The 25,202-nt window shown below is 50.0% G+C and carries 28 protein-coding genes; 11 read left to right on the top strand and 17 right to left on the bottom strand.

The window, feature by feature from the left end; translation table 11 throughout:
* Positions 1 to 204: 204 nt before the first annotated feature.
* The 5 genes from OGY19_RS10715 to OGY19_RS10695 are packed head-to-tail and all read right to left on the bottom strand — an operon-like array spanning position 205 to position 3,964.
* A complete protein-coding gene (locus OGY19_RS10715) occupies positions 205 to 648 on the bottom strand; it encodes an HNH endonuclease signature motif containing protein (protein ID WP_214574028.1) in 444 nt (147 codons plus the stop codon).
* Positions 648 to 947, bottom strand: coding sequence for a head-tail connector protein (locus tag OGY19_RS10710; protein ID WP_048977713.1), 300 nt, complete (start codon positions 945 to 947; stop codon positions 648 to 650). Before OGY19_RS10710 ends, OGY19_RS10715 begins: the two co-directional genes overlap by 1 nt.
* Positions 940 to 2,184 carry a phage portal protein gene (locus OGY19_RS10705; protein ID WP_286596470.1) on the bottom strand — a complete coding sequence of 415 codons (1,245 nt, stop codon included), beginning with the start codon at positions 2,182 to 2,184 and terminating at the stop codon, positions 940 to 942. The genes OGY19_RS10710 and OGY19_RS10705 overlap by 8 nt, the downstream gene beginning before the upstream one ends.
* 1 nt (position 2,185) lies before the next feature.
* On the bottom strand, positions 2,186 to 2,746 hold the full coding sequence (locus OGY19_RS10700; RefSeq protein WP_000848269.1) for an HK97 family phage prohead protease: 561 nt from the start codon (positions 2,744 to 2,746) through the stop codon (positions 2,186 to 2,188).
* 51 nt (positions 2,747 to 2,797) lie between these two features.
* Complete coding sequence (locus OGY19_RS10695; RefSeq protein ID WP_286596468.1) at positions 2,798 to 3,964, bottom strand: phage major capsid protein; 1,167 nt, start codon at positions 3,962 to 3,964, stop codon at positions 2,798 to 2,800.
* Positions 3,965 to 4,240: 276 nt separating this feature from the next.
* On the opposite strand from OGY19_RS10695, the gene OGY19_RS10690 reads away from it, so the two are divergent.
* Positions 4,241 to 4,711 (top strand): hypothetical protein, encoded by a 471-nt coding sequence (locus OGY19_RS10690; RefSeq protein ID WP_039671529.1) that lies wholly within the window; start codon positions 4,241 to 4,243, stop codon positions 4,709 to 4,711.
* Positions 4,712 to 4,758: 47 nt separating this feature from the next.
* Here the strand turns inward: OGY19_RS10690 and OGY19_RS10685 are convergent, their stop codons facing one another.
* The 7 genes from OGY19_RS10685 to OGY19_RS10655 form a co-directional block, all read right to left on the bottom strand.
* Positions 4,759 to 5,094 (bottom strand): hypothetical protein, encoded by a 336-nt coding sequence (locus OGY19_RS10685; RefSeq protein ID WP_023293261.1) that lies wholly within the window; start codon positions 5,092 to 5,094, stop codon positions 4,759 to 4,761.
* A gap of 342 nt (positions 5,095 to 5,436) precedes the next feature.
* The gene (locus OGY19_RS10680; protein WP_286596466.1) at positions 5,437 to 7,572 is read right to left on the bottom strand and encodes a DUF927 domain-containing protein; all 2,136 of its coding nucleotides are present in this window, start codon (positions 7,570 to 7,572) and stop codon (positions 5,437 to 5,439) included.
* Entirely contained in the window at positions 7,572 to 7,937 is a 366-nt protein-coding gene (locus OGY19_RS10675) for a hypothetical protein (protein ID WP_161647783.1), read from the bottom strand. The genes OGY19_RS10680 and OGY19_RS10675 overlap by 1 nt, the downstream gene beginning before the upstream one ends.
* Entirely contained in the window at positions 7,934 to 8,302 is a 369-nt protein-coding gene (locus tag OGY19_RS10670; protein WP_286596463.1) for a hypothetical protein, read from the bottom strand. The genes OGY19_RS10675 and OGY19_RS10670 overlap by 4 nt, the downstream gene beginning before the upstream one ends.
* Complete coding sequence (locus OGY19_RS10665; RefSeq protein WP_004150967.1) at positions 8,299 to 8,613, bottom strand: hypothetical protein; 315 nt, start codon at positions 8,611 to 8,613, stop codon at positions 8,299 to 8,301. The genes OGY19_RS10670 and OGY19_RS10665 overlap by 4 nt, the downstream gene beginning before the upstream one ends.
* A complete protein-coding gene (locus OGY19_RS10660; protein ID WP_286596460.1) occupies positions 8,606 to 8,794 on the bottom strand; it encodes a hypothetical protein in 189 nt (62 codons plus the stop codon). Before OGY19_RS10660 ends, OGY19_RS10665 begins: the two co-directional genes overlap by 8 nt.
* Positions 8,787 to 9,056, bottom strand: coding sequence for a host cell division inhibitor Icd-like protein (locus OGY19_RS10655; RefSeq protein ID WP_286596458.1), 270 nt, complete (start codon positions 9,054 to 9,056; stop codon positions 8,787 to 8,789). The genes OGY19_RS10660 and OGY19_RS10655 overlap by 8 nt, the downstream gene beginning before the upstream one ends.
* Before the next feature lie 190 nt (positions 9,057 to 9,246).
* Here OGY19_RS10655 and OGY19_RS10650 point away from each other — a divergent pair, with 190 nt between their 5' ends.
* Positions 9,247 to 9,432 carry a YlcI/YnfO family protein gene (locus OGY19_RS10650; protein ID WP_271661431.1) on the top strand — a complete coding sequence of 62 codons (186 nt, stop codon included), beginning with the start codon at positions 9,247 to 9,249 and terminating at the stop codon, positions 9,430 to 9,432.
* Between the two features lie 123 nt (positions 9,433 to 9,555).
* On the opposite strand, the gene OGY19_RS10645 is transcribed toward OGY19_RS10650, so the two are convergent.
* The 4 genes from OGY19_RS10645 to OGY19_RS10630 all read right to left on the bottom strand — a co-directional run bounded on the left by OGY19_RS10645 (position 9,556) and on the right by OGY19_RS10630 (position 13,072).
* A complete protein-coding gene (locus OGY19_RS10645; RefSeq protein ID WP_286596452.1) occupies positions 9,556 to 10,335 on the bottom strand; it encodes a phage antirepressor KilAC domain-containing protein in 780 nt (259 codons plus the stop codon).
* 10 nt (positions 10,336 to 10,345) lie between these two features.
* A complete protein-coding gene (locus tag OGY19_RS10640) occupies positions 10,346 to 10,630 on the bottom strand; it encodes a helix-turn-helix transcriptional regulator (protein ID WP_286596450.1) in 285 nt (94 codons plus the stop codon).
* A 181-nt stretch (positions 10,631 to 10,811) separates the two neighbouring features.
* Positions 10,812 to 11,753, bottom strand: a complete 942-nt coding sequence (locus OGY19_RS10635) for a hypothetical protein (RefSeq protein WP_286596448.1) — start codon at positions 11,751 to 11,753, stop codon at positions 10,812 to 10,814.
* Positions 11,754 to 11,845: 92 nt separating this feature from the next.
* A complete protein-coding gene (locus tag OGY19_RS10630; protein WP_174501327.1) occupies positions 11,846 to 13,072 on the bottom strand; it encodes a tyrosine-type recombinase/integrase in 1,227 nt (408 codons plus the stop codon).
* 275 nt (positions 13,073 to 13,347) lie between these two features.
* Here OGY19_RS10630 and yhdJ point away from each other — a divergent pair, with 275 nt between their 5' ends.
* Complete coding sequence (gene yhdJ / locus OGY19_RS10625) at positions 13,348 to 14,232, top strand: adenine-specific DNA-methyltransferase (RefSeq protein ID WP_048213509.1); 885 nt, start codon at positions 13,348 to 13,350, stop codon at positions 14,230 to 14,232.
* Between the two features lie 82 nt (positions 14,233 to 14,314).
* On the top strand, positions 14,315 to 14,479 hold the full coding sequence (locus tag OGY19_RS10620) for a DUF2556 family protein (protein WP_048213464.1): 165 nt from the start codon (positions 14,315 to 14,317) through the stop codon (positions 14,477 to 14,479).
* Positions 14,480 to 14,532: 53 nt separating this feature from the next.
* Here OGY19_RS10620 and envR read toward each other — a convergent pair whose 3' ends face one another.
* A complete protein-coding gene (envR, locus tag OGY19_RS10615) occupies positions 14,533 to 15,189 on the bottom strand; it encodes an acrEF/envCD operon transcriptional regulator (protein WP_061068709.1) in 657 nt (218 codons plus the stop codon).
* A 412-nt stretch (positions 15,190 to 15,601) separates the two neighbouring features.
* Between envR and OGY19_RS10610 the strand changes: the two genes are divergently transcribed.
* The 7 genes from OGY19_RS10610 to OGY19_RS10580 all read left to right on the top strand — a co-directional run bounded on the left by OGY19_RS10610 (position 15,602) and on the right by OGY19_RS10580 (position 24,994).
* On the top strand, positions 15,602 to 16,762 hold the full coding sequence (locus OGY19_RS10610) for an efflux RND transporter periplasmic adaptor subunit (RefSeq protein WP_101741930.1): 1,161 nt from the start codon (positions 15,602 to 15,604) through the stop codon (positions 16,760 to 16,762).
* An 11-nt stretch (positions 16,763 to 16,773) separates the two neighbouring features.
* Positions 16,774 to 19,887, top strand: coding sequence for an efflux RND transporter permease subunit (locus OGY19_RS10605; RefSeq protein ID WP_115601385.1), 3,114 nt, complete (start codon positions 16,774 to 16,776; stop codon positions 19,885 to 19,887).
* Between the two features lie 269 nt (positions 19,888 to 20,156).
* A complete protein-coding gene (locus OGY19_RS10600) occupies positions 20,157 to 20,378 on the top strand; it encodes a putative periplasmic lipoprotein (RefSeq protein ID WP_048213468.1) in 222 nt (73 codons plus the stop codon).
* Between the two features lie 460 nt (positions 20,379 to 20,838).
* Positions 20,839 to 21,864, top strand: coding sequence for an amino acid ABC transporter substrate-binding protein (locus tag OGY19_RS10595; protein WP_115601384.1), 1,026 nt, complete (start codon positions 20,839 to 20,841; stop codon positions 21,862 to 21,864).
* A gap of 69 nt (positions 21,865 to 21,933) precedes the next feature.
* Positions 21,934 to 23,115: an amino acid ABC transporter permease gene (locus OGY19_RS10590; RefSeq protein WP_101741933.1), complete on the top strand. Its 1,182-nt coding sequence runs from the start codon at positions 21,934 to 21,936 to the stop codon at positions 23,113 to 23,115.
* Positions 23,116 to 23,124: 9 nt separating this feature from the next.
* Positions 23,125 to 24,228, top strand: a complete 1,104-nt coding sequence (locus OGY19_RS10585) for an amino acid ABC transporter permease (RefSeq protein WP_101741934.1) — start codon at positions 23,125 to 23,127, stop codon at positions 24,226 to 24,228.
* Positions 24,229 to 24,235: 7 nt separating this feature from the next.
* Positions 24,236 to 24,994: an amino acid ABC transporter ATP-binding protein gene (locus tag OGY19_RS10580; RefSeq protein ID WP_061068714.1), complete on the top strand. Its 759-nt coding sequence runs from the start codon at positions 24,236 to 24,238 to the stop codon at positions 24,992 to 24,994.
* Positions 24,995 to 25,202: the final 208 nt, after the last annotated feature.

The following is a 25,202-nucleotide window of genomic DNA, read 5'->3' as shown; positions in this document are numbered from 1 at the left end:
GGTGCCTAGCACCTTGAGGTTTGTCCTGAAAACCTCCCCCACCCCGTCCATGCAGTCCGTCAGCGGTTGCGGAAGCATTCCCGCAACTCCCGGTCACGCTCGCTCGTACCCTGCGCAGGATGGCGCTCTGTGCTTCTGGCTCTACCCTTCATGAACCCATCGCGGCAGCGCATAAGGGATCGGTACAGGTTCACCACCTCTTTCTCACTCATCGCGAGCCTCATACATCCAGTCATTACGCTGTGCTGCACGCTCTTCCTGCTCGCGGTACAGCCCAGCCTTGCGCCTCGCTTTGGTGGTCGGATCCTGCTGTGTGGTCTTCTGGTTGTGATGCGTCTGGCATAACGGCTGGTGGTTCCACTCAGGCCAGAACAGAACATCACCACCGCCGTCGATAGGAATGATGTGATCGACAATCTTTGCAGGAACGTAAAGGCCCAATTTCAGACACTCAACACACAGGGGGTGACGTTTCAGATACTGAGCGCGGTACTTCTCCCATGAGGCGGAGTAACCACGAGCGCGGCGGTGGCCACGCCTGGCATCCTCAGCCCGCCATGCTTCCCGTTTGTGCTCATCGCACTTGCCTGACTTCACCCGCTTATTGCATCCCGGCTCGGTGCACCGACGCATAGGTTTCCACGGCATCAGTACACTCCCACATCACGGTAGACAGACCACAGGGCAGAGATAGCCAAAGGAATTTCGGTACTCTCTACATCACTGATCATCGTGCGATATTCATACAATTGAGATACATACATGAGACAACCCACCTTGATCGCGGGGGTCATCACCAGCCCATCATCAAACCGTTTACCGATATGCTTTTGACAGACTTCGAGGGATGCAGAGATATAGGCCTCAATCAGCACATCTTCATAACTGTAATCATCTTCAATGCGGCAATGCATTTTTGCCTCTGACAGGGTGATTTCATTACTCATTACTAGGCTCCTCCACCTTGCCAGCACCGCTGATCTTCACTTCCTGTTTCCATGCCTGACTGAATTCGTCACCACCTTCACGCGGCGGCATCCCCTCGCGCTCGCGGGCTTCGTTCGGGCTCATGATCCCGTTTTTAATGCCTCGCTCGTAGGTAGCGTAACGTTCGGTTGGCGTGGCGCGGAGAAGGTCAGCGGAGTCAAACTCCACCTGATAGCGGATTCCCGGAACGGGAGAGGCCACCAGCAGCGCAGATTTAATTTGTTGTTCGAAGTTCGCCAGCCACGGGCGCATCGTCATAGTGAGGAAGGCGCGACTCGCTTCGCTGAAATTGCTATAGGTGCTGTTGCTGTATTCCTGCAGGAAGATAGGCGACACGTTGAACATGCGGGCAATGTCTTCAATTGTGAAGCGACGGGAGGCAAGCCATTCGGCATCCTGATTGCTCATGCCCAGCTGCTTGTAGTCCATGCCACCTTCAAGGATCGGCGTTTTCCCGGCATTTTTAGCCCCTTTGTAGCGATCCAGAGCATCCATTGCCTGTTTGCCCTTCACGCTGTCGAGCCATTCAGTCGTAGTGACTACGCCCGCCGCCATCATGCCATCTTTCATAATGCTTGCGCCGTGGCGCTGCTGGGCCAGACCTAACCCCAGCGCTTCACGGCAGATTGTGATCGGCGAGCGCCCCAGAAAACCATCATCGGTCGAGTAACGCAGGTGCAGAATCTCTTCCTGCAAGTAGGTGCGCACCGCCCCGGTAAACGGTTCAGTAACGGTGTATTTATATTTATGCTGGCCGATACGCTCAGGAACAACGCTCCCAGGCGCATACGGGTGCAGGGATTGCGGTTGCCCGTCTCGGCCCCACTGGATCACCGCATAGGCGTTACCGTTCAGCAGACAGTGACGCATCATCGTGCGTTTAAACTGGTAAGGCGTCTGGCAGTCGTTCGGCTGCTCGTTCAGGAGAAAATCTACCGGGTGATTGCTCAGCCATTCCCGCGCCTCACGCCCGTTATCATTACGGACGCGGTAAAGGTAGCAGGGCATTGTTGCCACGGCCTCACTGATAACTGACACGGCATTCATCACCGCAGGCAGAGATTCCGCAGTACCCGCAGACACATATTCGCCTGATCCGGTATTTGGAATCCCTGCCATCGCCAGAAACTCATCAATGGTCATGCTACGCTGCTCAGAGGGTTCAGACTTACGGCCAAATGGCCAGATATTCCACATATCAGAGCCCCGCTAATTCAGCCCAGCGGCGGCGGTTATCGCCAGCGCGGCGCAGTTCAGGATGTTGGGAGAACAGAGAACGGTGCGCGATTTCCACGCCAGACTCAGGATAAGCAGGCATAGAGGTAACGGTGATTTCCCGCAGTTCGGCAGCGGTCACGGTGCGCAGGTATGGAGACTGGCCGATATCCCACGCCTCTTTCAGCGCACGGAAACCGAAGCTCATACCGGAGATATCCCCGCGCTCCACCAGCTCCAACACATCATTCCCAAGCTGGGTGTTCGGCGGGGTCAGCTCGAAGCGCAGCCCGGTATCGTCTTCGGACAGCACCAGCGTGCCGGATTTGGTACGCCCCAGCAGTTGGGTATAGTTATGCTCGTACAGCGCACGCACATCACTACCGGATGCCAGGCTGTCTTTAAACGCCCCCGGCGCGAACTGCTCACGAAATTCATCCCAGATAATTTCTGACAGGCTGTTCCATCGCACGGCATAGCCCACCAGCTTTTTATTGCTGGCGCTCAGATCGGAGGTGCGGATTTCAAAATCTATTGTTTTCATTACTGGACTCCACAGATGGCAAAAAGGGGCCGAAGCCCCTTAAACGTCAGATCAGGAACCGGAGCCGGAAAGCTCAAGCACCTTAATGGCGTTGGAATCCACTACACCGCCGCCCAGGTATTTATCGGTATGCACCTTGTAGAAACCCGGTTCGGTGATGTTGTCAGGACGGGTACGCACGCCAGTGGTGTGATCCACGATGAAGTAACCGCGTTTGAAGTCGCCCACAGCAAGGAATGCTTTACCCGCAGTCGCATCCGGCATGGTTTCCAGATACTGAACCGGACGGCCCAGCAGCGTATCGGGAGAACCGGCAACCAGACGATCGCGCCAGATGTAATCCCCGTTACCGTTTTTCAGCTTTTGCAGCGTGGCGGCGGTGTTGGAGTTCATCACCCATACGGCGTTCTTGCGGTATTTGGCTTTCAGCTTGTACAGCAGGTCGATCAGACCATCAGAGGAAACGTCAGCGGCTTCCATCTTCTCCAGCGTGCCGAACGGACGGGTTTTATCGGCAGTGGCCGCGCGAGGGTAAGACAGGAAGCCTTTGGATTTTTTATCACCGTCGCCGTTCACAAAGTCGCTTTCTTCGGTAGCGGTGAAGGTGTCGGCGATTTCAGAAGACAGCCAGCCCAGAATATCCACCTCGGAGAAGTCGAGAATCTCCTGAGTGGTTTTCGGGTAGGCGTAGATCGGGTTGAGTTTGATATCAACGCGCTCCATCTTCGGCGTGCTGGTTTCGGTACGTGGTTCACCTTCTGTGCCGCGATTAACGGTAGTGCCGCCTACAGATACCAGCTTCTGGTATTCGTTGGTTTTGGTGGTCTTCACCGTTGCGATGGAGCGCATGACGCTATCATCCTGCAACTGGCGCATAATCTCTTTGTCCAGCTCAGGGATAACGGTATAGCCACCGTCAGCCTGCACCAGCGTGGAGAGAGAGCGGGTATCACCGGTCATGATGTAGTGGCGCAGCTCATCGTTGCTTACACCTTTACCTTCAACAGAAGTACCAGGCAAATTGCGCTGATCGTCGGCGACGGCCTCAAGGCGGGTAATTTCAACTTCAAGCGCATCAGCCTGGGCGCGGAGTTCATCGAACTGTTTGCCCTCTTCATCGTTCAGGCTTCGCTTTTCGCTGTCAGCTTTTTCCAGCAAGGAACGCATCTGGGTTTTGAGTGCGGCTTTCTGCTGGCGTAATTCAAGTAATTTCTTCATGGAGTGGTTTCCGTAACAATTAACGTTGAGACGTGAAACCAGCGCTTGGAGGGATGTCCACCTGGAAAGGAAACCGTCGCAGAACGGGAAAAAACCAGGTGGACAGTGGCGGCTCACGTCTGAGTGCCACTCTTCAAGATATACATAATAATCAATGAGTAAACACCTCTATGTTGTCGCAAACAGCAGCGAAAACAGGAGAACAAATAATTTACAAAAGCAGGAATAAACCATATTGTTTTGAGGTTTACTTTTTACTCTGGACGAGGGATTAACATGTCTGACCACAACATCATGCAGGCTCTTTTTAACCAGCAGCGCATTCAGATAATGCATATCGGAAAGCATCACGATGAGTTCAGCAATGCTTACCTGTATGCTTGGGAGTCTGGAGTTTATCCAGCTCTCCATGATACGGACGGTAGCATCCCGCAAAAACCCCATGAACCCTTTGCTGATTTTTTCACTACCTCAAAGGAAAAAACACTTTTTCTTGCCAAGCGACTTGATGATGCATGGATAAAAAAAGAAAGGCTCACCTTCTACGCGCTAGAGGATGAACTTCAGGTTCGATACAAGCCTGAATGGGAACGAGGTGATCTCTTAGGAATTTGCCGATATTTTTACCTCGACCGTCGTTTCGATCAGAAGTTCTGGGAGACGCTGATTACTAACGGAGAATGCCCCTCAGAAGCCCACGGCATTATTGATGTATTCGAACGGGGAGAAGATATTTATTTCATGTAGTCTTGACGGCCTGGAGAAACCAGGCCTTTTTTTGCTAAGCAGGATGATTATTCTTTATCCAGCCCCCACTGATAGAAAGCCCAGCTTGCTGTTGATTGTGCGCTATGGATAGCGTTCTCAAGGCCAGAGGTTGGGTACGACAAATCAGCCGCCATCCTCTGTAGAAGATCGAGGTAAGCGCTGGCGTCTTTCGACAACTCTTGCCCACCTTCTTCCAGCCCAGACTGGTACGATTCCAGATCAAGCTTTTCAGAAGTGACAAACGCACTCAGAGCCAGAAAATCCGTCACTGTAATCTCATCTTTATTTGAAAGCTCATCAACGGCGCTGTAGAGAAACTTAAGATCGCTCATATGCCCGTTATCTTTGCCAATCAGTTTCATTAATGACCTCTTTATTTTTCACGTATATATACAAAACTATGTTAGTTCAGTTGGTTCAGTTGGTTCAATTTGTAAAGATGATTGTTTTATAAGGATTATTTTCCGTTGAGTGAACCAACAAAGCCCCGATTTGAACCAACATTGGGTATTTTCATGTTGGTTCAGTCCATAAGGTTCTAAAATGTTGGTTCAAACTGCCCGTTTGTTGGTTCAAAACTACTATTTGTTGGTTCAGTGTTGGTTCATTTTTTTGAAATTAAATCCATATAAAACAGCCATATGAACATAACAAATAGAGACTGAACCAACTGAACCAACATTAATGCCCCTCACATGTGTAATTTATTCTTCTCCTTCTTCCGCAACCTGGTGAAGCACATAAACGTTGATTTGACGCCCATCAATACGCGGGGATTTCTGCTGGTATCCACGCCCGCTGGACGGCTCAGAAAGCAATCCAGCAGAGGCAAGCACGCGGGCAAACTGCCTGGCGTTAAAGCCCTGAGCTATCTCCTTCTCAAACGTTGCGGGGAACGTATAGAACACCAGCGGCGCATCATCATGGCTGCTTTTGCGCTTTCGATACCCGGCCAGATCGCGAATCGGCATACTGGACGGATCATAGGGCAACGGTGCAAAGCGGCTTAAACCGTAGGCATTCAGGAACGCCTCGCACTGCTCGATGATCTGCTGGTGCTCTTTGTTACCTGTGCCGAACTCTTTCACCCAGGCGTTAAAGCTATGCTGGATAGCGTCACGGCTGGCCTGTTCACCCCATCCGGTGATTGATGCACCAGTTACCAGCGCGGCTTCGAGGATTGCAAAGCGTTCGGCCACGCGGTGTACCTGCTCACCGTAATCCGCCGGGATAAGGCCGCGCCAGCGCGTTTGCGCGTCACGCACCGCCTGTTTAGCCTCCTGCTGGTTAGCCGCCAGCCATTTAACCCACTCACGCCCCGCCGCCCCGTGGTTATCAATCCAGGCTTCTTTCAGTGCGTCAGCATGAGCCTTGCCGTTTGGCAGACCGTTAAAGGCCGTCGATTTCTCCATAGGGATGTTGAGCAAGCGCACCAGTTGGCCCGCTTTCACTTTCAGCCCACCAGCAGCCAGGAAGGTTTCAATATCCATTTCCCCGGTGCTGATCGCCACAGTGCGCCAGCGTTTAAGCTCCCGATTGCCGCCCTCTTTGGCTCCCTGCAACTTTCCGGCACCGTTAAACAGGGTGTAAGCAGACGTGGCAACATCTTTGGCACTGCTGCCCTGTCCTACCTCATCAAGCGGTAACAGGCTGTCGTTATGCGCCTCCGCTTCGTTTGCTATGCCAAGCGCAGTACCGTACCAGGTAAGCCGCAACGCATCAGGCTCACCCCACAGGCTGCTCGCAATATTGGCGGTAGTGGTCTTACCGGCGCTCGACTGCTCGAACAAATGGACGCCGAAACCATCAGCACCCACCAGGCCAATAAGCGGCGCGGATAATGCCGCTGCCACGCCCAGCATCATGGACGGATTGCCCCCGGCCAGACGGGCGACGGAATCCCGCCAGGTGGCAGCAGTACCAGCAATGGCATACCCGGAAGATGCAGCGCTGCGACCGTTAAAGAGAATGGGCGTCTCTGGATCACCAATCACTTCACCATCAGGCATGATATATGCGCCATGATGCCAGCCAGTGGTATGGGTGATAATCCATTCCCGATCAGTGCCGCTTTGCTGCAACCAGTCGGCCAGAATCGCCCGGAAGGTGCTTTTAGTGGTCACATTCACCCCACCAGCTTTAAGTGAGCGCCAGCCGTCGCGCTCACCGATATCAGCACAAGGGATCGCCCTGGTAATATCTTCGTGGCCACGCGGCGAACGCCAGCGCAAAACAAGATAGCGCTCTGCCCCGTCACTACCGGAGCCGACCACCTCAAGAGGCGAGCACAGCCACGTTTCGTTATTGATGATCTCGCCACTATCCTTGTCCACCTTTGGCGTGATCCAGTACAGGCCATCGCTGCGGCTCTCCACGCGGGGTTTAAGTTCATCACCCTGTTCAGGCTTTGGCTCCCGTTTTTTCACAGGCAGGTTCACCACAATACTTTCCCCGCGTTCGGCCTCTTCCTTGAGACGTGGAAGCCTTCCAGTCCAGTCCTCCTTTGGCTGAGGCTCAAACATGCCATTAAACAGCCGGGCTTCTTTCACATCCGCCAGCGCCAGTTTGGTTGCAATAGTGCTAATCTGCATTTCGGAAAGCTCGCCAGCGCGGATCACACGAACACTGCGACGGCCGTTATCAACGATGTTTAACCGTTCCAGTTCCGCAAGTTGCCTTTTACCCAAATAAACAGGCGGTACATCATCCCATGCCCTTTTACCTTCGCTCTCGATCCAGTGCTGCACATGTGAATAGGCATCTTCACCCGCAAAGATAATCGCCTCTGTAAATTTATCTTTCGGCAGGAATTTAATATTCGGGGCATTCTTCATCTTCATCAGTGCAACACCTTATTGGACATATCCGCGCCCAGGTCTTCATGCAGGTACTCAAGGTGGCAGCTTTTCACTATCTGCAACCCCATTTCGTTAATATCGCCATCGTCGGTAAAGCAGGTCAGCAGAATATCGCGCAGCCGGGTTAGTCCTTGATCACGGCCAAACTCTTTAGCACAACCGAAAACCATTGTTTTCGCCAACACGTTATAAGTGGCTACTGGTTCCAACGTGAAGCGATAACGGGCCATATACTTATCGCTTTCCACCAGCAATGTCGCCGAACCGGTCTCCGCTATCTGATGAGCAATAACGCTTTCAGTCAGCTTACTGAACAACGATCCCAGCACTTCAAAAATATCGGTCATTGTGGGATACCTCCGCTCATCTGAAATTTTCCAAGTAATGGGTGATACCAGTACGCCGATCCATATTTGCGCTTCGCGCTTCGCAGAACCTGCCTCGCCACCTCTCTGAATTTGCTATCCGGCGCAATAAAGCCACCAGCTTTCATCCTGACCAGCATCACGCCCGTGTTTTTTGCCAGCTCTTCGGCTTTTTTCGTCGATATGCCGAACTCAGCCGCCAGCGTGGCGACCGGAGCCATACCGGGAGGAATATCTCCCCCCTGGCTTTCGGTGAGTGTGCGCACCTGCTGTTCTAACTCCAGGACGCGGTTAACCAGCAAATCGACACGGTTTTCCAGCTCGTTAAATTTCAAGAGACTGATCATGATTGCTCCCCCGCGTTATTACGCTGGGTACGCACATAATCCGCAGCATCACTACTCTGATTGAGTGCTTGCGCCATTCTGGGAAGGTGACGCAATGCATGGCTTACAAGGATCAAATCACGCCGGGCATCTTCATCGGAATAGTCCTCTGCATTGGTTGCATCAAACGCCAGATTGCCGATCAGTGTGAGCGCACTATTGATGGCAAATGCGCCAGCAGAATATAAATCGCTGGATTCAGCCAAAGCCTCATCAGTGAAGTTTTTAAAATCAGGAGTGCTCTTAACAAGCTGATGGTAAATATCACGCATGGGTCACCTCACTTGCCGCTTTTAGTTCACGAACGCGGGACAACGACATGCTGATCAGATCCATCGCAACGCTGTACTCGGTTTCATCATCAAAATTCATATACAGCGATGTTAAGAGCAACGCTTCCAGGCGGCGCAGTTCATCTTCAATGTCAATTTCCGACCATTTGACCTTACGCATGACGCACCTCCTGAATCGCGGCGCTGTCGAACTCCCACCCGCGGCGGGTGGTGTAATCGAAGAACACAACGCGGCAAGGAGCCTGAGCGCGGATTTTGGCGGCAAAAACTAAATCCCAGCCGGGGAAAGCGGCGCGGGCTTTAGCTTCCGTGTCAGCATCAAAGCGAAGCACTACTGGGGTGCATTCAGGAGTGTGATCTGGGGTTGCCAGGAATAACCATGTAAATTCCGGGCGAGTTTGGGTAGACTGATTGTCAGCCATAACTGTTACCTCACTTAACGGTTTGTGGTCAGAGGCCCGGTTAGTGTTCCTAGCACTTCCGGGCTTCGCACTTGATAGGTGTATGTCACCATCAGCATTCAAACTAGCCCAAAGTGAAATACACTTCAAGCCTTTTTCTTTTATTTTTTTTGCGTATACTGACATACACCTAACATAAGGAGTTTCAGTAATGGCAACAGGTGCGAAGAACGCAAAGTCACAAATGACTACAGTTCGAATCCCCCATGATGTGATGGAAGATATCGAGCTTTTTAAACATGAAGGTGAAAGTACCGCAGGGTTTCTTGTCACTGCTGCGAAAGGCGAAATCAAACGCCGCCAGCGCCAAAAAGCAAAAGAAGAACCAAAAGGCTGAATATAATCAGTGGGCGCAAAATTGTGCTGGCTCATTCTTTGACCACCAGCATTAACCCTGGTATGCTGTTTCTGCTTAAGTTTTTGGTAGTGACATTGGCAGCTCTGCAAAGCTGCCTTTGTTTTATTCAGCGTCAGCATTCGGCACCTCCGGCAATACACCACCAGCGATCAGTTTCTTCGTTAACCACTGCTCACCTTTCCCTGTCAGCATCGTTGTGAATGAGGCTCTTACCTCGCCATTCGTTTCATACGTTCCCTGGCGAACGGCAAAATAACCGCTATCGATAAAACGCTGCATAGGCAGGTTGTGGCGCTGACCGCCGTTGATGAGAATCCCCTGTTGCCTCATCCAGCCGAATAATTTGATGGGGCCAAGCCCTACGGCTTTGGCATAGTTGGGAATGGAAATACCCTTGTTGATCTCCGCCACGCGATCAGCGAAATCAACTTTTGGCGCAGCGGCCACCAGACGGTTTTCAAGTTCGCTTGCCTTTTCGGCCAGATCAGCAGCAAGGCGCAGGGCTTCCGGCAACGTCTGGGGGATATTAGCGGCGGCTTTTGCCTGGCGTTCGCAGTTGATGAAGTAGCGGCGCACCTCCCGCCCTTTTTCGTTGCGCTCAACCATTGCCAACTCTTTACCCATGTCGATGGTGATCAGGTAATCATGTGCAATTTGTTGGCGATATTTTGCGCTCCCCGAAACGGGGGCGCTCAAATTTTCTACCACAGTAAAATCTACGCCAGCAGTAAAACCATACTGGCTGATACGCCCCTTAATCCATGTGGTGAAATCACGCCCAACGCCGAGAAACGCATGGAGTTTTTTAGCACTGACCAGCGATACCGCCACGCCGCCAATATTTCCGGGGTTAACCGGAACCAACTCATTTAATTTTTGCATAGCGCCCCCCTTACGCGGATTTACGGTTGTAAGGGGTGTTGACGTTCTCAACAGCAGGCGGATTGCGAACCCACCAAAGAACATCTGACAAAAGCCAGGCGCAACTATTACGGCCAAAGTGGCAGCGTGGCGGGAATTTACCTTCATTCTCCATATACCAGCGAGTGGAACGGGAAAGGCTGGTTATTTCGAAGCATTCACTTTCACGAATACGACGATCAAACTTAATGCCATATTCTGCGAGAATGTTGCGGCGTTGCTCAGGTGTTGGCGGGTTAAAAATAGTATTTGACATGTTTCCTCCACTTTACGCAATCAGAAGGAGCCTTTCCTGTCTGTTCTTGCGTTGTGGGGGAAGTATTTGTCTAAAGTTAATTAATAAAAATGGCGTCTAAAATTTAAAAAAGTGTGTTTAATTCTAAAAAGGGTAATCTAATGATTAGAACACCCTTTCTAACGTTTAGAAGCTACTACAATTAAAACTTAAAGTGCCTACTTATGTATGACGTAATTGTGTCAACGCTCTTGACCGGGCATTGTCCGTCAGGGAATAAGTGCACTCTGTCGGAAAGTTCTCTGGCCCATGCTGAGAAATTGTAGCTCCCATCTTTTTTCAAGCACTTTTCATTGAAAATATCAGCACTTGTTTCTTTGAATTTTATTGCAGCACTTAAAATTAATAGTTCATTTCGTGCATGTTTTTCTTTTGCACTTTCTGAGCGTTTATTAATACTATTTTTTGAATCAGAGTCTAAATCAGGTCGTTCAATATCATTGAGCATTGGCAGCTTATCGAAATCAAGGCCGCTTTCCATAAGCCGTTTAATATCATAATTAGTAACCCATAAATCATCATACCCGGCTTCAAACTCATAAGGGTCAAAATTAAACCTCTTGCCATTAGCCTGATCGATAAAAGGTTGGGCTGGCAGAATTTGAATTACTGGAGTTTCACCGCCCGTGAGGCACGGGAAAAATCCGGGGAAAAAATTCTTCACAGGTAAAGATGACTCAAACTGATCGGGCATTACCCGCCACAGACCTAATGCAAAGCCATATCCGACAAGGAACCCTTTACTTTCTTGTTCCGTAAAGATGTCTGAACCAGATAATAGTTTATCCGGTTCAAAATAACGGCCATTAGTAAATTCAATAAAAGAGTGATTCGTTATCGCGCGGGTTTGCCCTGACATAGCATTAAAAGTACGAGGAAAATATAGTGATGAATACCAATCCTTTACATCACTAAAATCTTCACGAAGAAGGATTCGGCAGTGAAACCTTTTCAGCATCATGCTTATTTCGATTTTATTTTCAATAGCAAGGTTGATCAAATCTGACGGTTCACCCCCCAGAAATGATGCACCTCTGGACAATCTGCAATATGAAAATGGAATCTTTATTTCTTTTTCTGCCATAACGTTACCCTCAACGCCCCTAATTAACTCGCGAGCCAGGCGGGTAGGGTTTCCCGCTTTTCGGTTGGCCGACCTAGGCTCGCAAGACCAGTTTAATCTCTATTCGCTACAGTTAACAGAACCACATTTTGATGATTACCCGCAAGAAGTTCTAAGCGGTCATACCACTTATTCAGCGCGTCCAGTTTCTCCGGCAGGTACAGACTACGGTTATAAATCGCCATAACCCCTGGCATTGAGTGGCCCAGCAACTGTTCAACAACGTGCGGAGCGATACCCATATTATTCATATGAGTTGCAAGCGTTCGCCGTAGATCATGCAATGTCCAAGGTTCAGAATGCCCCAGTTTTTTATAAACACTACGGCCCCACTGGCTAACCGCTTCGCTATTCTTCACAACCCCAAGAAGGTAGCCGGATGATTTTGTTTCATCGTGGAGCATTTCAATAAATGAACGCATCGCCTCCGGAACTGGACGCACAATCTTTTCACCACCTTTACTATGCGCTTTTGGTACTGTCCACATCCACGCCTCCATATCCCATTCGGCCCACTCTGACAATCTGGCCTCCTGGGTGCGGCAACCAAACAAAGTGGTGATCCTGAGCAAGTTTGTGTAGTAAGGCAGAAAAGTATCGCCGGACGATATAGCAGCCCACAATCCCCCAACCTCTCTATCTTTCAGTACCCGATCTTTTTTCGCCTGCTTTTTACCAACATCGGGAATACTCAAATCCTCAAGGGCGGTACTGACGGCGTAACGGCGAACGCGGCAGAATTTCAGAGCCTGCTTACACATCTGGAATACATAACCCGCAGCAACTGGCGTTTTCTTTTTCATCCTGTCAAAGCAGTCAAGCCAGTATCGGGTTTCGCAGTCAGCGAGCGCCATTTTCCCAATGTAAGGGTAAATATGTTTGCGTAGCTCCGCTTTATGCCGCTCAACGTTTGCACGGTTTTCTTCCGCATATTCGCGTATCCAGTATTCGATAGCTTCCTGCACCGTGACCGGTTTAAGCGTTTCCTGAGTAGTTAGCGCCAACTGGTGCTTTGGGTCTTTACCAGAGGCCAGCCACTGACGACATTTATCACGCGAGGAACGGGCCTCTTTGAGACTCATATCAGGGTAGCGTCCCAGAGTCAGCCGATGCAGCTTCTGCCCGTCGAGTCGGTAAGTAAACACCCAGCTAATGCCACCAGCTTTCGTTACCTTAGCGCTCAACCCAGCACCATCGGCATAAAACTCAATCTTACTGGCCGGGATGCCATGTAATCCCTTTAACTTCCTGTCGCTCAGTTTGTTAAGTTCGCCAGCCATAGACCACCACCCAGCCCAAAGTGTTTATACAAATGTTTATACAGAATTGCTTGCATAATAGCATAAACAACAAAAAGCACTGGAACAATGTACAGTCATAATTTCACATAACTAATTGATTTTAAATAAAATACAAAAACCACCCCAAAGCATGAAAACAGCTAATCTGACAGTACGGCATGAACTGATACTAATCAGCGAAATGTTTGTTTTAAAAGGCGCTACTCGGCATGGGGAAGCGCCTTTTTTATTCGCGTCACACGGAGGCTTTGGTGATGAAAGCGAGATGTGAACCTGTCTACTTTGGTGATGAATCAAAAAAGATAATCCAGGGTGATGCGCTGACTGAACTGAAAAAGCTGCCGTCTGAAAGCATCGATCTGATCTTTGCCGACCCACCTTATAACATCGGGAAAGACTTTGACGGGTTGGTAGAATCCTGGGACGAAGAGAGCTTTCTGGCCTCGCTGTTCGAGTGCATTGATGAATGCCATCGAATATTAAAGCCACAAGGCACCATGTACATCATGAACAGTACGGAGAACATGCCGTACATCGACCTCAAATGTCGACAGCTTTTTACCATCAAGAGCCGTATTGTGTGGGCCTATGATAGCTCAGGGGTACAGGCCAAAAAGTACTTTGGCTCCATGTATGAACCGATCCTGATGATGGTCAAAGACCCAAAAAGTTATACATTTAACCGTGATGATATTTTGGTTGAAGCGAAAACCGGGGCGAAACGCGCGCTAATAGACTACAGAAAAAACCCACCTCAGCCCTACAATCATAAAAAAGTACCCGGTAATGTCTGGGAGTTTCCACGTGTTCGCTACCTGATGGATGAATACGAAAACCACCCCACGCAGAAACCCAAAGCCCTGCTGGAGCGCATCATTCTGGCTTCCTCCAACCCAGATGACAAAGTGCTGGATCCGTTTGCCGGTAGCTTCACAACCGGTGCCACTGCCGTGGAATTAGGTCGCAAGTTTGTCGGGATTGAAATCAATGCCGAATACGTAAAAATGGGGCTCAGAAGATTGAGTATTGGTTCTCATTTTTCAGAGAATGAGCTTGCAAAGGTGAAAAAGCGCAAGACGAAAAACCTGTCTAAAAAGAGTCGATTACCGGAAAAGAGCGGTGGAATTTCAGCAAAGTAAAAGCATTGTAAGTCTGCTTTTCAGCTTTTAGATTTCGTGTATATTCCCTGCACGCTTGGGCATGAATACACAGGATTTGGTAATGATTCGCAAGTATTGGTGGCTGGTTGTTTTTGCTGTCTTTGTTTTTCTTTTTGATGCGCTGCTCATTCAGTGGATAGAGTTGATGACAACAGAGCACGATAAGTGCCGGAATATGAACTCAGTAAACCCCCTCAAGCTGGTCAACTGTATCGACCTCGAATAGTACGTCCGGTGACTTACCGTTCTGCAACTGCCGTCAGTCCATGGCGGCAGAAACTAGCCAGCCTGATCCTCACCCTGAATCAATTGCAGCATGCAGCCATCAGGGCTTAACATTTTTAATACATTATCAACTAATACTGGCGCTTGTTTATAAAGATCATAACTCATTGGATTAATGAGCCAGTTTTTAACAATGCCACTAAAACTCCCATGAAGAATAATTATTATAACGTCTAAATCAAGGCTGGTTGCGATAAGCCCGTCGTCCATACATTTCTGCAAGGCAATGCGCATACCCAGATGGTTGATACCAATTTTTTCACGAATAGTCTGTTCCGATATCATATCATTATGGAATTCACATTTATGATATAAAATCTGCATTAATGCCTGCTGTCGAGGATTCTCAGCAATATATTGCAAACCCACAACTAATCTTTCTTGTAGCCGCTGTAGTGGGTTATCTCCCCAACGGCCCACGAGCCGCTCCTGAATAAGATCGCGCAAGGGCGGCTGCTGTAACCAAAGCTCATTAAAAAGCTGCGTTTTATTTTCGAAATGCCAATAGAGCGCTCCCCGCGTAACGTTGGCCGCGTCCGCAATGTCGTTGAGCGTCGTATTGCTTACGCCGCGCGCGGCAAACTGCGCTATCGCTGTTTCAATCAGGTGCTGCCGCGTTTTGAGAGCATCAGCTTTCGTTCTTCTGGCCATGGTTCCGACTGTCCGGAGTAGAGTGGAGAATGATTAACTTTCTTATCTAATATTTGCTAAACGAAATAAATGTATCACTTAGCGTTTATTTAGACGAGGTCTAAAAGCGTTAATTGCTGACATTGCACACGAATAAACAAAGCATATAAAAACTTTAAATACATTCACCAGCCAAATACTTATTTCAATATGTATTTATGCGCATCATAGTATTGCTATTAACACCATAATAAAACAACAGAGTATTAATCTTTTTTTGTTTTTATGTGCCGTGTGTCGCGCCCATAAATAAGTATTGCTTACATCGCAAGCTAATAATTTGTAGGATAGCCAACTATTATTTTTCTTGTGCGCGTTATCGCCTCTGCGTTACCCGGTTAATAACGAGCGTTCGGTTTTTTAAGGAATAGAAATGACGAAAAATGCCAGGTTTTCACTCCTGCCCTCATTCATCATCATCTCCGCTGCATTACTCGCCGGTTGTAACGATCAGGGAGAAACACAAGCTCATCCCGCAGAGCCGCAGGTGACTGTCCATGTCGTCGAAAAGGCGCCCTTAGCCGTGACGACCGAATTACCCGGGCGCACAACGGCATTTCGTATCGCAGAAGTCCGTCCTCAGGTTAGCGGGATTGTACTTAAACGGAATTTCACTGAGGGAAGCGATGTTGAAGCCGGTCAGTCGCTTTATCAGATCGACCCCGCGACTTACCAGGCTGACTATGACAGCGCCAAAGGCGAGCTGGCAAAGAGTGAAGCGGCGGCAGCTATCGCGCATTTAACGGTAAAACGTTATGTTCCGCTGGTAGGCACTAAGTACATCAGCCAGCAAGAGTACGATCAGGCCATTGCTGATGCCCGCCAGGCCGATGCATCCGTAATCGCAGCAAAAGCCGCGGTCGAAAGCGCACGTATTAACCTGGCCTACACCAAAGTGACATCGCCCATTAGCGGACGGATCGGTAAATCTAACGTCACCGAAGGCGCATTAGTCACGAATGGCCAGGCGACTGAGCTTGCTACCGTTCAACAGCTTGATCCTATTTATGTCGACGTAACACAGTCCAGTAACGACTTTATGCGCCTCAAACAGTCAGTTGAGCAAGGGAGCCTGCATAAAGACAGCGCCAGCAGTACCGTCGAACTGGTAATGGAAAATGGTCAGTCGTACCCGCTGAAAGGCTCTTTGCAATTTTCTGACGTGACGGTTGATGAAAGTACCGGATCCATCACCCTCAGGGCCGTCTTCCCTAACCCGCAGCACACGCTGCTGCCGGGCATGTTCGTGCGTGCGCGCATTGATGAAGGTGTTCAGCCAAATGCCATTCTCGTTCCGCAGCAGGGGGTAACGCGTACGCCTCGCGGCGATGCCACCGTGATGGTCGTTAACGATAAAAGTCAGGTTGAGTCTCGCGCCGTTGTTGCCGCACAAGCCATTGGCGACAAGTGGCTCATCAGCGAAGGTCTGCAACCGGGTGACAAAGTTATCGTGAGCGGCTTACAGAAAGCACGTCCTGGCGTCCAGGTTAAAGCAACTGCCGACACCGAAATCTCTGCCACGAAAGCCCAATAAGGTAACCGGACATGGCTAACTTTTTTATCAGGCGTCCTATCTTTGCCTGGGTACTGGCCATCATTCTGATGATGGCGGGTGCTCTGGCAATCATGCAGCTCCCCGTGGCGCAGTACCCAACCATTGCACCTCCTGCGGTCGCTATTACCGCAACCTATCCAGGTGCGGATGCGCAGACGGTACAAGATACTGTTACGCAGGTTATCGAACAGAATATGAACGGTATCGATAACCTGATGTATATGTCCTCCACCAGCGATTCCGCTGGAAGTGTGACCATCACGCTGACCTTCCAGTCCGGTACCGACCCCGATATCGCCCAGGTTCAGGTGCAAAATAAACTGCAGCTCGCCACACCTTTACTGCCGCAGGAAGTCCAGCAGCAGGGGATCGGCGTTGAGAAATCCAGCAGCAGCTTTTTAATGGTCGCGGGGTTTGTTTCTGATAACCCGCAAACCACACAGGATGATATTTCCGACTACGTTGCCTCTAACGTTAAAGACTCAATCAGTCGTCTTAATGGCGTGGGTGACGTACAGCTGTTTGGTGCACAGTATGCTATGCGCATCTGGCTGGATGCGAGCTTGCTGAACAAGTACCAGCTTACGCCGGTTGATGTGATCAATCAGTTGAAGGTCCAGAACGATCAGATAGCCGCAGGTCAGTTAGGCGGTACGCCAGCATTACCTAACCAGCAGCTTAACGCTTCTATCATTGCGCAAACGCGACTGAAAGATCCTGAAGAGTTCGGCAAAGTCACTTTACGCGTAAACAGCGATGGTTCAGTTGTTCACCTGAAGGACGTTGCACGGATCGAGTTGGGTGGTGAGAACTACAACGTGGTGGCGCGTATTAACGGTAAGCCTGCGTCCGGCCTCGGTATTAAGCTGGCAACCGGGGCAAACGCGCTGGATACCGCTAACGCTATCAAAGCCAAACTGGCTGAGTTGCAACCGTTCTTCCCGCAGGGAATGAAGGTGGTCTATCCGTACGACACCACGCCGTTTGTGACCATCTCCATCCACGAAGTGGTAAAAACGCTGTTTGAGGCGATCGTGCTGGTGTTCCTGGTCATGTATTTGTTCCTGCAGAACATCCGGGCAACGCTCATTCCAACCATCGCTGTCCCCGTCGTATTGTTAGGCACATTTGCCGTACTTGCCGCGTTTGGCTACTCAATAAACACCCTGACGATGTTCGGGATGGTGCTCGCCATCGGTCTATTGGTCGATGATGCGATAGTGGTAGTGGAAAACGTCGAACGTGTGATGATGGAAGATAATATGCCGCCTAAAGAGGCGACGGAAAAATCCATGTCACAAATTCAGGGAGCGCTGGTCGGCATCGCCATGGTGCTGTCTGCGGTCTTTATCCCGATGGCTTTCTTTGGTGGGTCGACAGGTGCTATCTACCGGCAGTTCTCCATCACCATTGTTTCCGCCATGGCGCTTTCTGTTCTGGTCGCGCTGATCCTGACTCCCGCACTTTGCGCAACGCTGCTGAAGCCGGTATCGGCTGAACATCACGAGAAAAAAAGCGGTTTCTTTGGCTGGTTTAATGCCAAATTCGATCACAGCGTCAACCACTACACCAATAGTGTCAGCGGTATTGTGCGTAAAACCGGGCGTTACCTGGTTGTCTACCTGATCATCGTGATCGGAATGGCGGTGCTGTTTATGCGTCTGCCGACCTCCTTCCTGCCGGAAGAAGATCAGGGCGTATTTATGACTATGATTCAGCTCCCGGCGGGGGCAACACAAGAGCGCACCCAGAAAGTGCTGGATCAGGTCACCCAGTATTATCTGAACAATGAGAAAGCTAACGTCGCAAGCGTCTTCACGGTTAACGGCTTTAGCTTCAGCGGTCAGGGACAAAACTCAGGTCTGGCGTTCGTCAGCCTCAAGCCCTGGGATGAGCGTAGCGGAGAGGAAAACAGCGCCGAAGCGGTTATTGCACGCGCCACTCGCGCCTTCAGCCAGATCCGCGATGGTCTGGTCTTCCCCTTCAACATGCCGGCGATTGTTGAATTGGGTACTGCAACCGGCTTCGACTTCGAGCTGATCGATCAGGGCGGTCTGGGACATACAGCATTAACGCAAGCCCGTAACCAACTGCTGGGTATGGTGGCTAAACACCCAGATTTGTTAGTCCGCGTGCGTCCGAACGGCCTGGAAGATACCCCTCAGTTCAAACTGGATGTCGATCAGGAGAAAGCACAAGCACTGGGCGTTTCGCTGTCGGACATTAACGAGACCATCTCTGCATCGTTGGGCGGCTATTACGTCAATGACTTTATTGACCGCGGCCGAGTGAAGAAAGTGTACGTTCAGGCGGATGCTAAATACCGCATGCTGCCAACGGACATCAGTAATCTGTATATCCGCAGTGCCAATGGCGAAATGGTTCCGTTCTCTGCGTTCAGCGCATCGCATTGGGTTTACGGCTCACCGCGCCTGGAGCGTTACAACGGCATGCCATCGATGGAAATACTGGGGGAAGCCGCGCCGGGTCGAAGTACGGGTGAAGCAATGGCACTAATGGAAAGCCTCGCAGAAAAGCTGCCAAACGGTATTGGTCATGACTGGACGGGTATGTCTTATCAGGAACGACTGTCGGGTAACCAGGCACCTGCACTTTATGCCATCTCGCTAATCGTCGTCTTCCTTTGCCTGGCCGCGTTGTATGAGAGTTGGTCGATTCCCTTCTCCGTCATGCTGGTTGTACCGCTCGGTGTGGTAGGCGCACTGTTAGCTGCATCAGTGCGTGGGATGAATAACGACGTCTACTTCCAGGTGGGTCTGTTAACCACTATTGGCCTCTCGGCGAAGAACGCCATCCTGATCGTCGAATTTGCCAAAGACCTGATGGATAAAGAGGGCAAAGGATTGATAGAAGCCACTCTGGAGGCGTCGCGCATGCGTCTTCGTCCAATCCTGATGACATCCCTGGCGTTTATTCTGGGGGTTATGCCTCTGGTTATCAGCCATGGTGCAGGTAGCGGTGCGCAGAATGCTGTTGGTACCGGTGTTATGGGGGGGATGCTCACCGCAACATTGTTAGCGATCTTCTTCGTTCCCGTCTTCTTCGTTGTCGTTAAACGGCGTTTTAGCCGGCACCACGAATAATTTGTAAAATAAAGGCGTCCATAGACGCCTTTTTACATGATGATGAGTTCTTTATTTATTAATGAGATAGACATTTAATTTTGCTGAAGCATTGCAGAACAAACTTTCAGGTGCCCCATTTTATCCATTATTTTTACAATCCACATGAATTGAGATTATTCCTCATGTCAGTCTTTTTTTAAGCAGTGGTAAAATAGCAGTCGAGTTCGCAGATGGCTGAGCGTTTACCTTTGCTCAATTAGCGAAACGCTTATTTTTGAGGTAACACCATGAAAAGATTAATACCCGTTGCACTGCTTACCGCATTACTGGCTGGCTGTGCACACGATTCCCCTTGTGTGCCTGTCTATGACGATCAAGGGCGTCTGGTTCATACCAATACCTGTATGAAAGGCACCACGCAGGATAACTGGGAAACTGCAGGAGCGATAGCCGGTGGTGCAGCCGCTGTTGCCGGCTTGACGCTTGGGATAGTTGCCTTGACGAAATAAAAAATCATAAAAGCGCGGCCGTTACCGCGCTTTTAGCAATACGAATTAAATCTTAATATAAGACAAAATGTTAGTTCATGGCATCATTCATAAAATAAAATTATTATAGATTCGCTTCACATATCCATGAACTCAAATTAGCATTTTCTGTATTCTTCGTTATAACGCACATCCCTTTCATTATTCTCACGCTACGGATATTCACGCCCGAAATCGTTATCATGCGTCCTGTCTTATTTTTAAATTTTTTGCGCCGAAATGTGGCTTACGTTTCAATTTTGCACCACTTCAGGGCGCTGCATTTATTCTTTCCTGTCTACACTCTGCATATTGCGTCGAATAATCGTGCGCAAAAACCTGGCACTACCTTTGCTTAGAAGAGTATGGCCATAGCCACAGACAGGTAAAAGACGTTTTCAGAACGTTTCCATAACAATAATTCCTCCACACAGGATGCTCTATGAAAAAGATGATAATAGCCAGCCTGGCTGCGGCCGGCGTGCTGCTTGCGGTTGCAAATCAGGCACATGCCGGCGCAACTCTCGATGCCGTACAGAAAAAGGGTTTTGTGCAATGTGGTATCAGTGATGGCCTGCCTGGTTTTTCTTACGCTGATGCAAGCGGTAAGTTCTCAGGTATTGATGTCGATGTATGTCGTGGCGTTGCCGCTGCCGTATTTGGTGATGACAGCAAAGTAAAATATACCCCACTCACCGCCAAAGAACGCTTCACCGCGTTACAGTCTGGTGAGGTCGATATGCTTTCCCGTAATACCACATGGACCTCTTCTCGCGATGCCGGAATGGGAATGTCTTTCACTGGCGTAACGTATTACGACGGCATCGGTTTTCTTACCCACAATAAAGCGGGCCTGAAGAGCGCTAAAGAGCTGGATGGCGCAACGGTTTGTATTCAGGCAGGAACAGATACTGAACTGAATGTGGCCGACTACTTTAAAGCCAATAAAATGAAGTATACCCCTGTCACCTTTGACCGTTCTGATGAGTCCGCTAAAGCTCTCGAATCAGGGCGCTGCGATACACTTGCCTCCGACCAGTCTCAGTTGTACGCCCTGCGGATCAAGCTGAGCACCCCCGCAGAATGGATTGTACTGCCAGAAGTTATTTCTAAAGAGCCACTGGGGCCAGTCGTGCGTCGTGGTGACGACGAGTGGTTCTCGATTGTTCGCTGGACGTTGTTCGCTATGCTGAACGCCGAAGAGATGGGGGTTAACTCGAAAAATGTTGACGAAAAAGCGGCAAATCCTGCAACACCGGATATGGCGCACCTGCTAGGTAAAGAGGGGGATTATGGCAAGGATCTGAAACTTGATAACAAATGGGCTTATAACATTATCAAGCAGGTAGGTAACTACTCGGAGATCTTTGAGCGTAACGTTGGATCGGAAAGCCCGCTGAAGATCAAGCGTGGGCAGAACAACCTCTGGAATAACGGTGGCATTCAGTATGCACCACCCGTGCGCTAATGCGCAGTGATGCAACGAGCGCCGCAACTGCGGCGCTCAGCCCAGAGTCATAGTTACCGAGGTTTTCTTATGTCCCATCGCCGCTCAAACGTAAAAGGATCGTTATCCTTTTCTAACCCTGCGGTCCGCGCCTGGTTATTTCAAATACTCGCTGTGATTGCGGTCGTTAGCATTGCGATCTATCTCATTCATAACACCATTAATAACCTGAGCAGTCGCGGTATTACCTCGGGATTTTCTTTTCTCGAACGCAGTGCCGGATTTGGTATCGTCCAGCATCTGATTGATTACGAGCAAGGCGATACATATGGCCGCGTCTTTATCGTCGGTCTGCTTAATACGCTATTAGTCTCTGCGTTGTGCATTGTTTTCGCATCATTTCTCGGCTTTTTTCTCGGGTTGGCACGGCTGTCGGATAACTGGTTACTACGAAAGCTCTCTACGATTTATATCGAAACGTTCCGCAATATCCCGCCATTGCTGCAGATCTTCTTTTGGTATTTTGCCGTATTGCGGAATTTGCCCGGACCGCGGCAGGCTGTTAGTGCCCTGGATCTGGTCTTTCTGAGCAATCGCGGGCTCTACATTCCGGCACCACAGATGGGAGAAGGCCTGATTACCTTCTGTGCCGCAATCATGCTTGCCGTCATCATCACCATTGGGTTATTTCGCTTCAACAAAATGCACCAGACCAAAACAGGCCAGTTGCGCCGAACATGGCCAACAGCCCTGATGCTAATCGTGTTTCTACCGATGATTTCACATTGGATTTTCGGTGCGGCGCTGCACTGGGATATCCCTGAACTACGCGGGTTTAACTTCCGTGGCGGTATGGTGCTTATTCCCGAACTGGCTGCCCTGACGCTGGCGCTTTCGGTGTATACCTCAGCGTTTATTGCTGAAATTATCCGGGCGGGGATTCAGGCTGTTCCTTATGGCCAACATGAAGCAGCACGCTCGCTGGGCCTGCCAAATCCGGTAACGCTGCGCCAGGTGATCATCCCACAGGCGCTGCGCGTCATCATTCCCCCATTGACCAGCCAGTATCTGAATATCGTCAAGAACTCCTCTCTCGCAGCCGCCATTGGCTATCCGGATATGGTGTCATTGTTTGCCGGTACTGTGCTCAATCAAACAGGACAGGCCATCGAAACTATCGCCATCACCATGTCGGTGTACCTGATCATCAGCCTGAGCATTTCTCTGTTGATGAATATTTATAACCGCCGCATCGCACTGATTGAGCGCTAAGGAGCCATGATGACAAAAGCACTGCTGTCTCGCCCCGCGCGCCCGAGCAGTAACCAGGCAAGTCGCATTCTATTTTGGGTACGTAAAAACCTGTTCTCTAGTTGGTCAAACAGCCTGCTCACATTGCTATGCGTGTGGCTTATTTGGTCGTTCCTTCCCCCGCTGTTGAACTGGGCATTCCTGCAGGCCAACTGGGTCGGTTCTAGCCGGGCCGATTGTACAAAAGCAGGGGCTTGCTGGGTTTTCATCCATGAACGCTTCGGGCAATTTATGTATGGACTGTATCCACACAATCAACGCTGGCGCGTCAATCTGGCTCTGATTATTGGTCTGCTTTCCTTCATCCCGATGTTCTTGAAAATCATCCCCCACCGTGGCCGCTATATCGCCGTCTGGGCCGTCATTTATCCAGTGGTGGTTTGGTGGCTGATGTACGGGGGTTTTTTCGGGCTTGAGCGCGTAGAAACTCGCCAGTGGGGTGGGTTAACACTGACGCTTATCATCGCATCCGTGGGTATTGCAGGCGCGCTTCCGTGGGGCATTTTACTGGCGTTAGGCCGCCGTTCTCATATGCCGATCGTGCGTGTTTTATCGGTCATTTTCATTGAGTTCTGGCGTGGTGTGCCGCTTATAACCGTCCTGTTTATGTCCTCAGTCATGCTCCCGCTATTTATGTCGGAGGGTACAACTATCGACAAACTTATTCGGGCACTGGTTGGTGTCATTCTCTTCCAGTCAGCCTATGTTGCTGAAGTGGTACGCGGAGGATTACAGGCCTTACCAAAAGGTCAATATGAAGCGGCTGAATCACTGGCGCTTGGGTACTGGAAAACGCAGGGGTTGGTTATTCTTCCCCAGGCGCTGAAGCTGGTCATTCCCGGCCTGGTCAATACCATCATCGCGCTATTCAAGGATACCAGCCTGGTCATTATCATCGGCCTGTTTGATCTCTTTAGCAGCGTCCAGCAAGCAACTGTCGACCCGGCCTGGCTGGGAATGTCGACAGAAGGATATGTTTTCGCTGCACTGATTTACTGGGTTTTCTGTTTCAGCATGTCGCGTTATAGCCAGCATCTGGAAAAACGTTTTAACACCGGGCGTACACCGCACTGAGGAATTTATGAGCCAACTAGTAATGCCGTCCACTGACGCGATGATTACGCTGGAAAACGTCAACAAATGGTATGGGCAGTTTCATGTCCTGAAAAATATCAACCTGCAGGTAAAACAGGGAGAACGTATCGTATTGTGCGGGCCTTCTGGTTCCGGAAAATCGACGACTATTCGCTGTATTAACCATCTGGAAGAACATCAGCAAGGGCGTATTGTCGTGGATGGAATCGAGCTCAACGAAGATATCCGCAATATCGAACGTGTCAGACAGGAAGTTGGCATGGTCTTTCAGCACTTTAATCTTTTCCCTCATTTAACGGTTCTGCAAAACTGCACACTGGCTCCTATTTGGGTGCAAAAGATGCCGAAGAAAGAAGCCGAAGTGCTGGCAATGCACTACCTTGAGCGGGTCCGCATTGCTGAACATGCACATAAATATCCCGGGCAAATTTCCGGTGGTCAGCAACAGCGTGTCGCTATTGCGCGCTCGCTGTGCATGAAACCCAAAATCATGCTGTTTGACGAACCCACGTCAGCGTTAGATCCCGAAATGGTAAAGGAAGTGCTGGATACGATGATTGGCCTGGCGCAATCGGGAATGACAATGCTGTGTGTAACACATGAAATGGGGTTCGCCCGCACGGTAGCGGATCGGGTGATCTTTATGGATCTTGGAGAGATTGTCGAACAGGCGCCTCCAGATGAATTTTTTGCCCATCCTAAATCCGAACGAACCCGTGCCTTTTTGTCGCAGGTTATACATTAACGCCCAATTGCCTGCACGTATCAGACCGACAGAAATATCAACCTCGTGGGGCCGGATAAAACGTTTACGCGTATCCGGCCTCTTTTCCGTGATACGTTAAAAACGCAAAAAGGCCCAGTCTTTCGACTGGGCCTTTCGCTTTTATTTGATGCCTGGCAGTTCCCTACTCTCGCATGGGGAGACCCCACACTACCATCGGCGCTACGGC

The sequence above is a fragment of the Citrobacter sp. Cy070 genome (genome assembly GCF_030332245.1).
Classification (GTDB): Bacteria; Pseudomonadota; Gammaproteobacteria; order Enterobacterales; family Enterobacteriaceae; genus Citrobacter; species Citrobacter youngae.
Note: the sequence above shows the minus strand (reverse complement) of the source record. Positions and strands in the feature narration are given on the sequence as shown.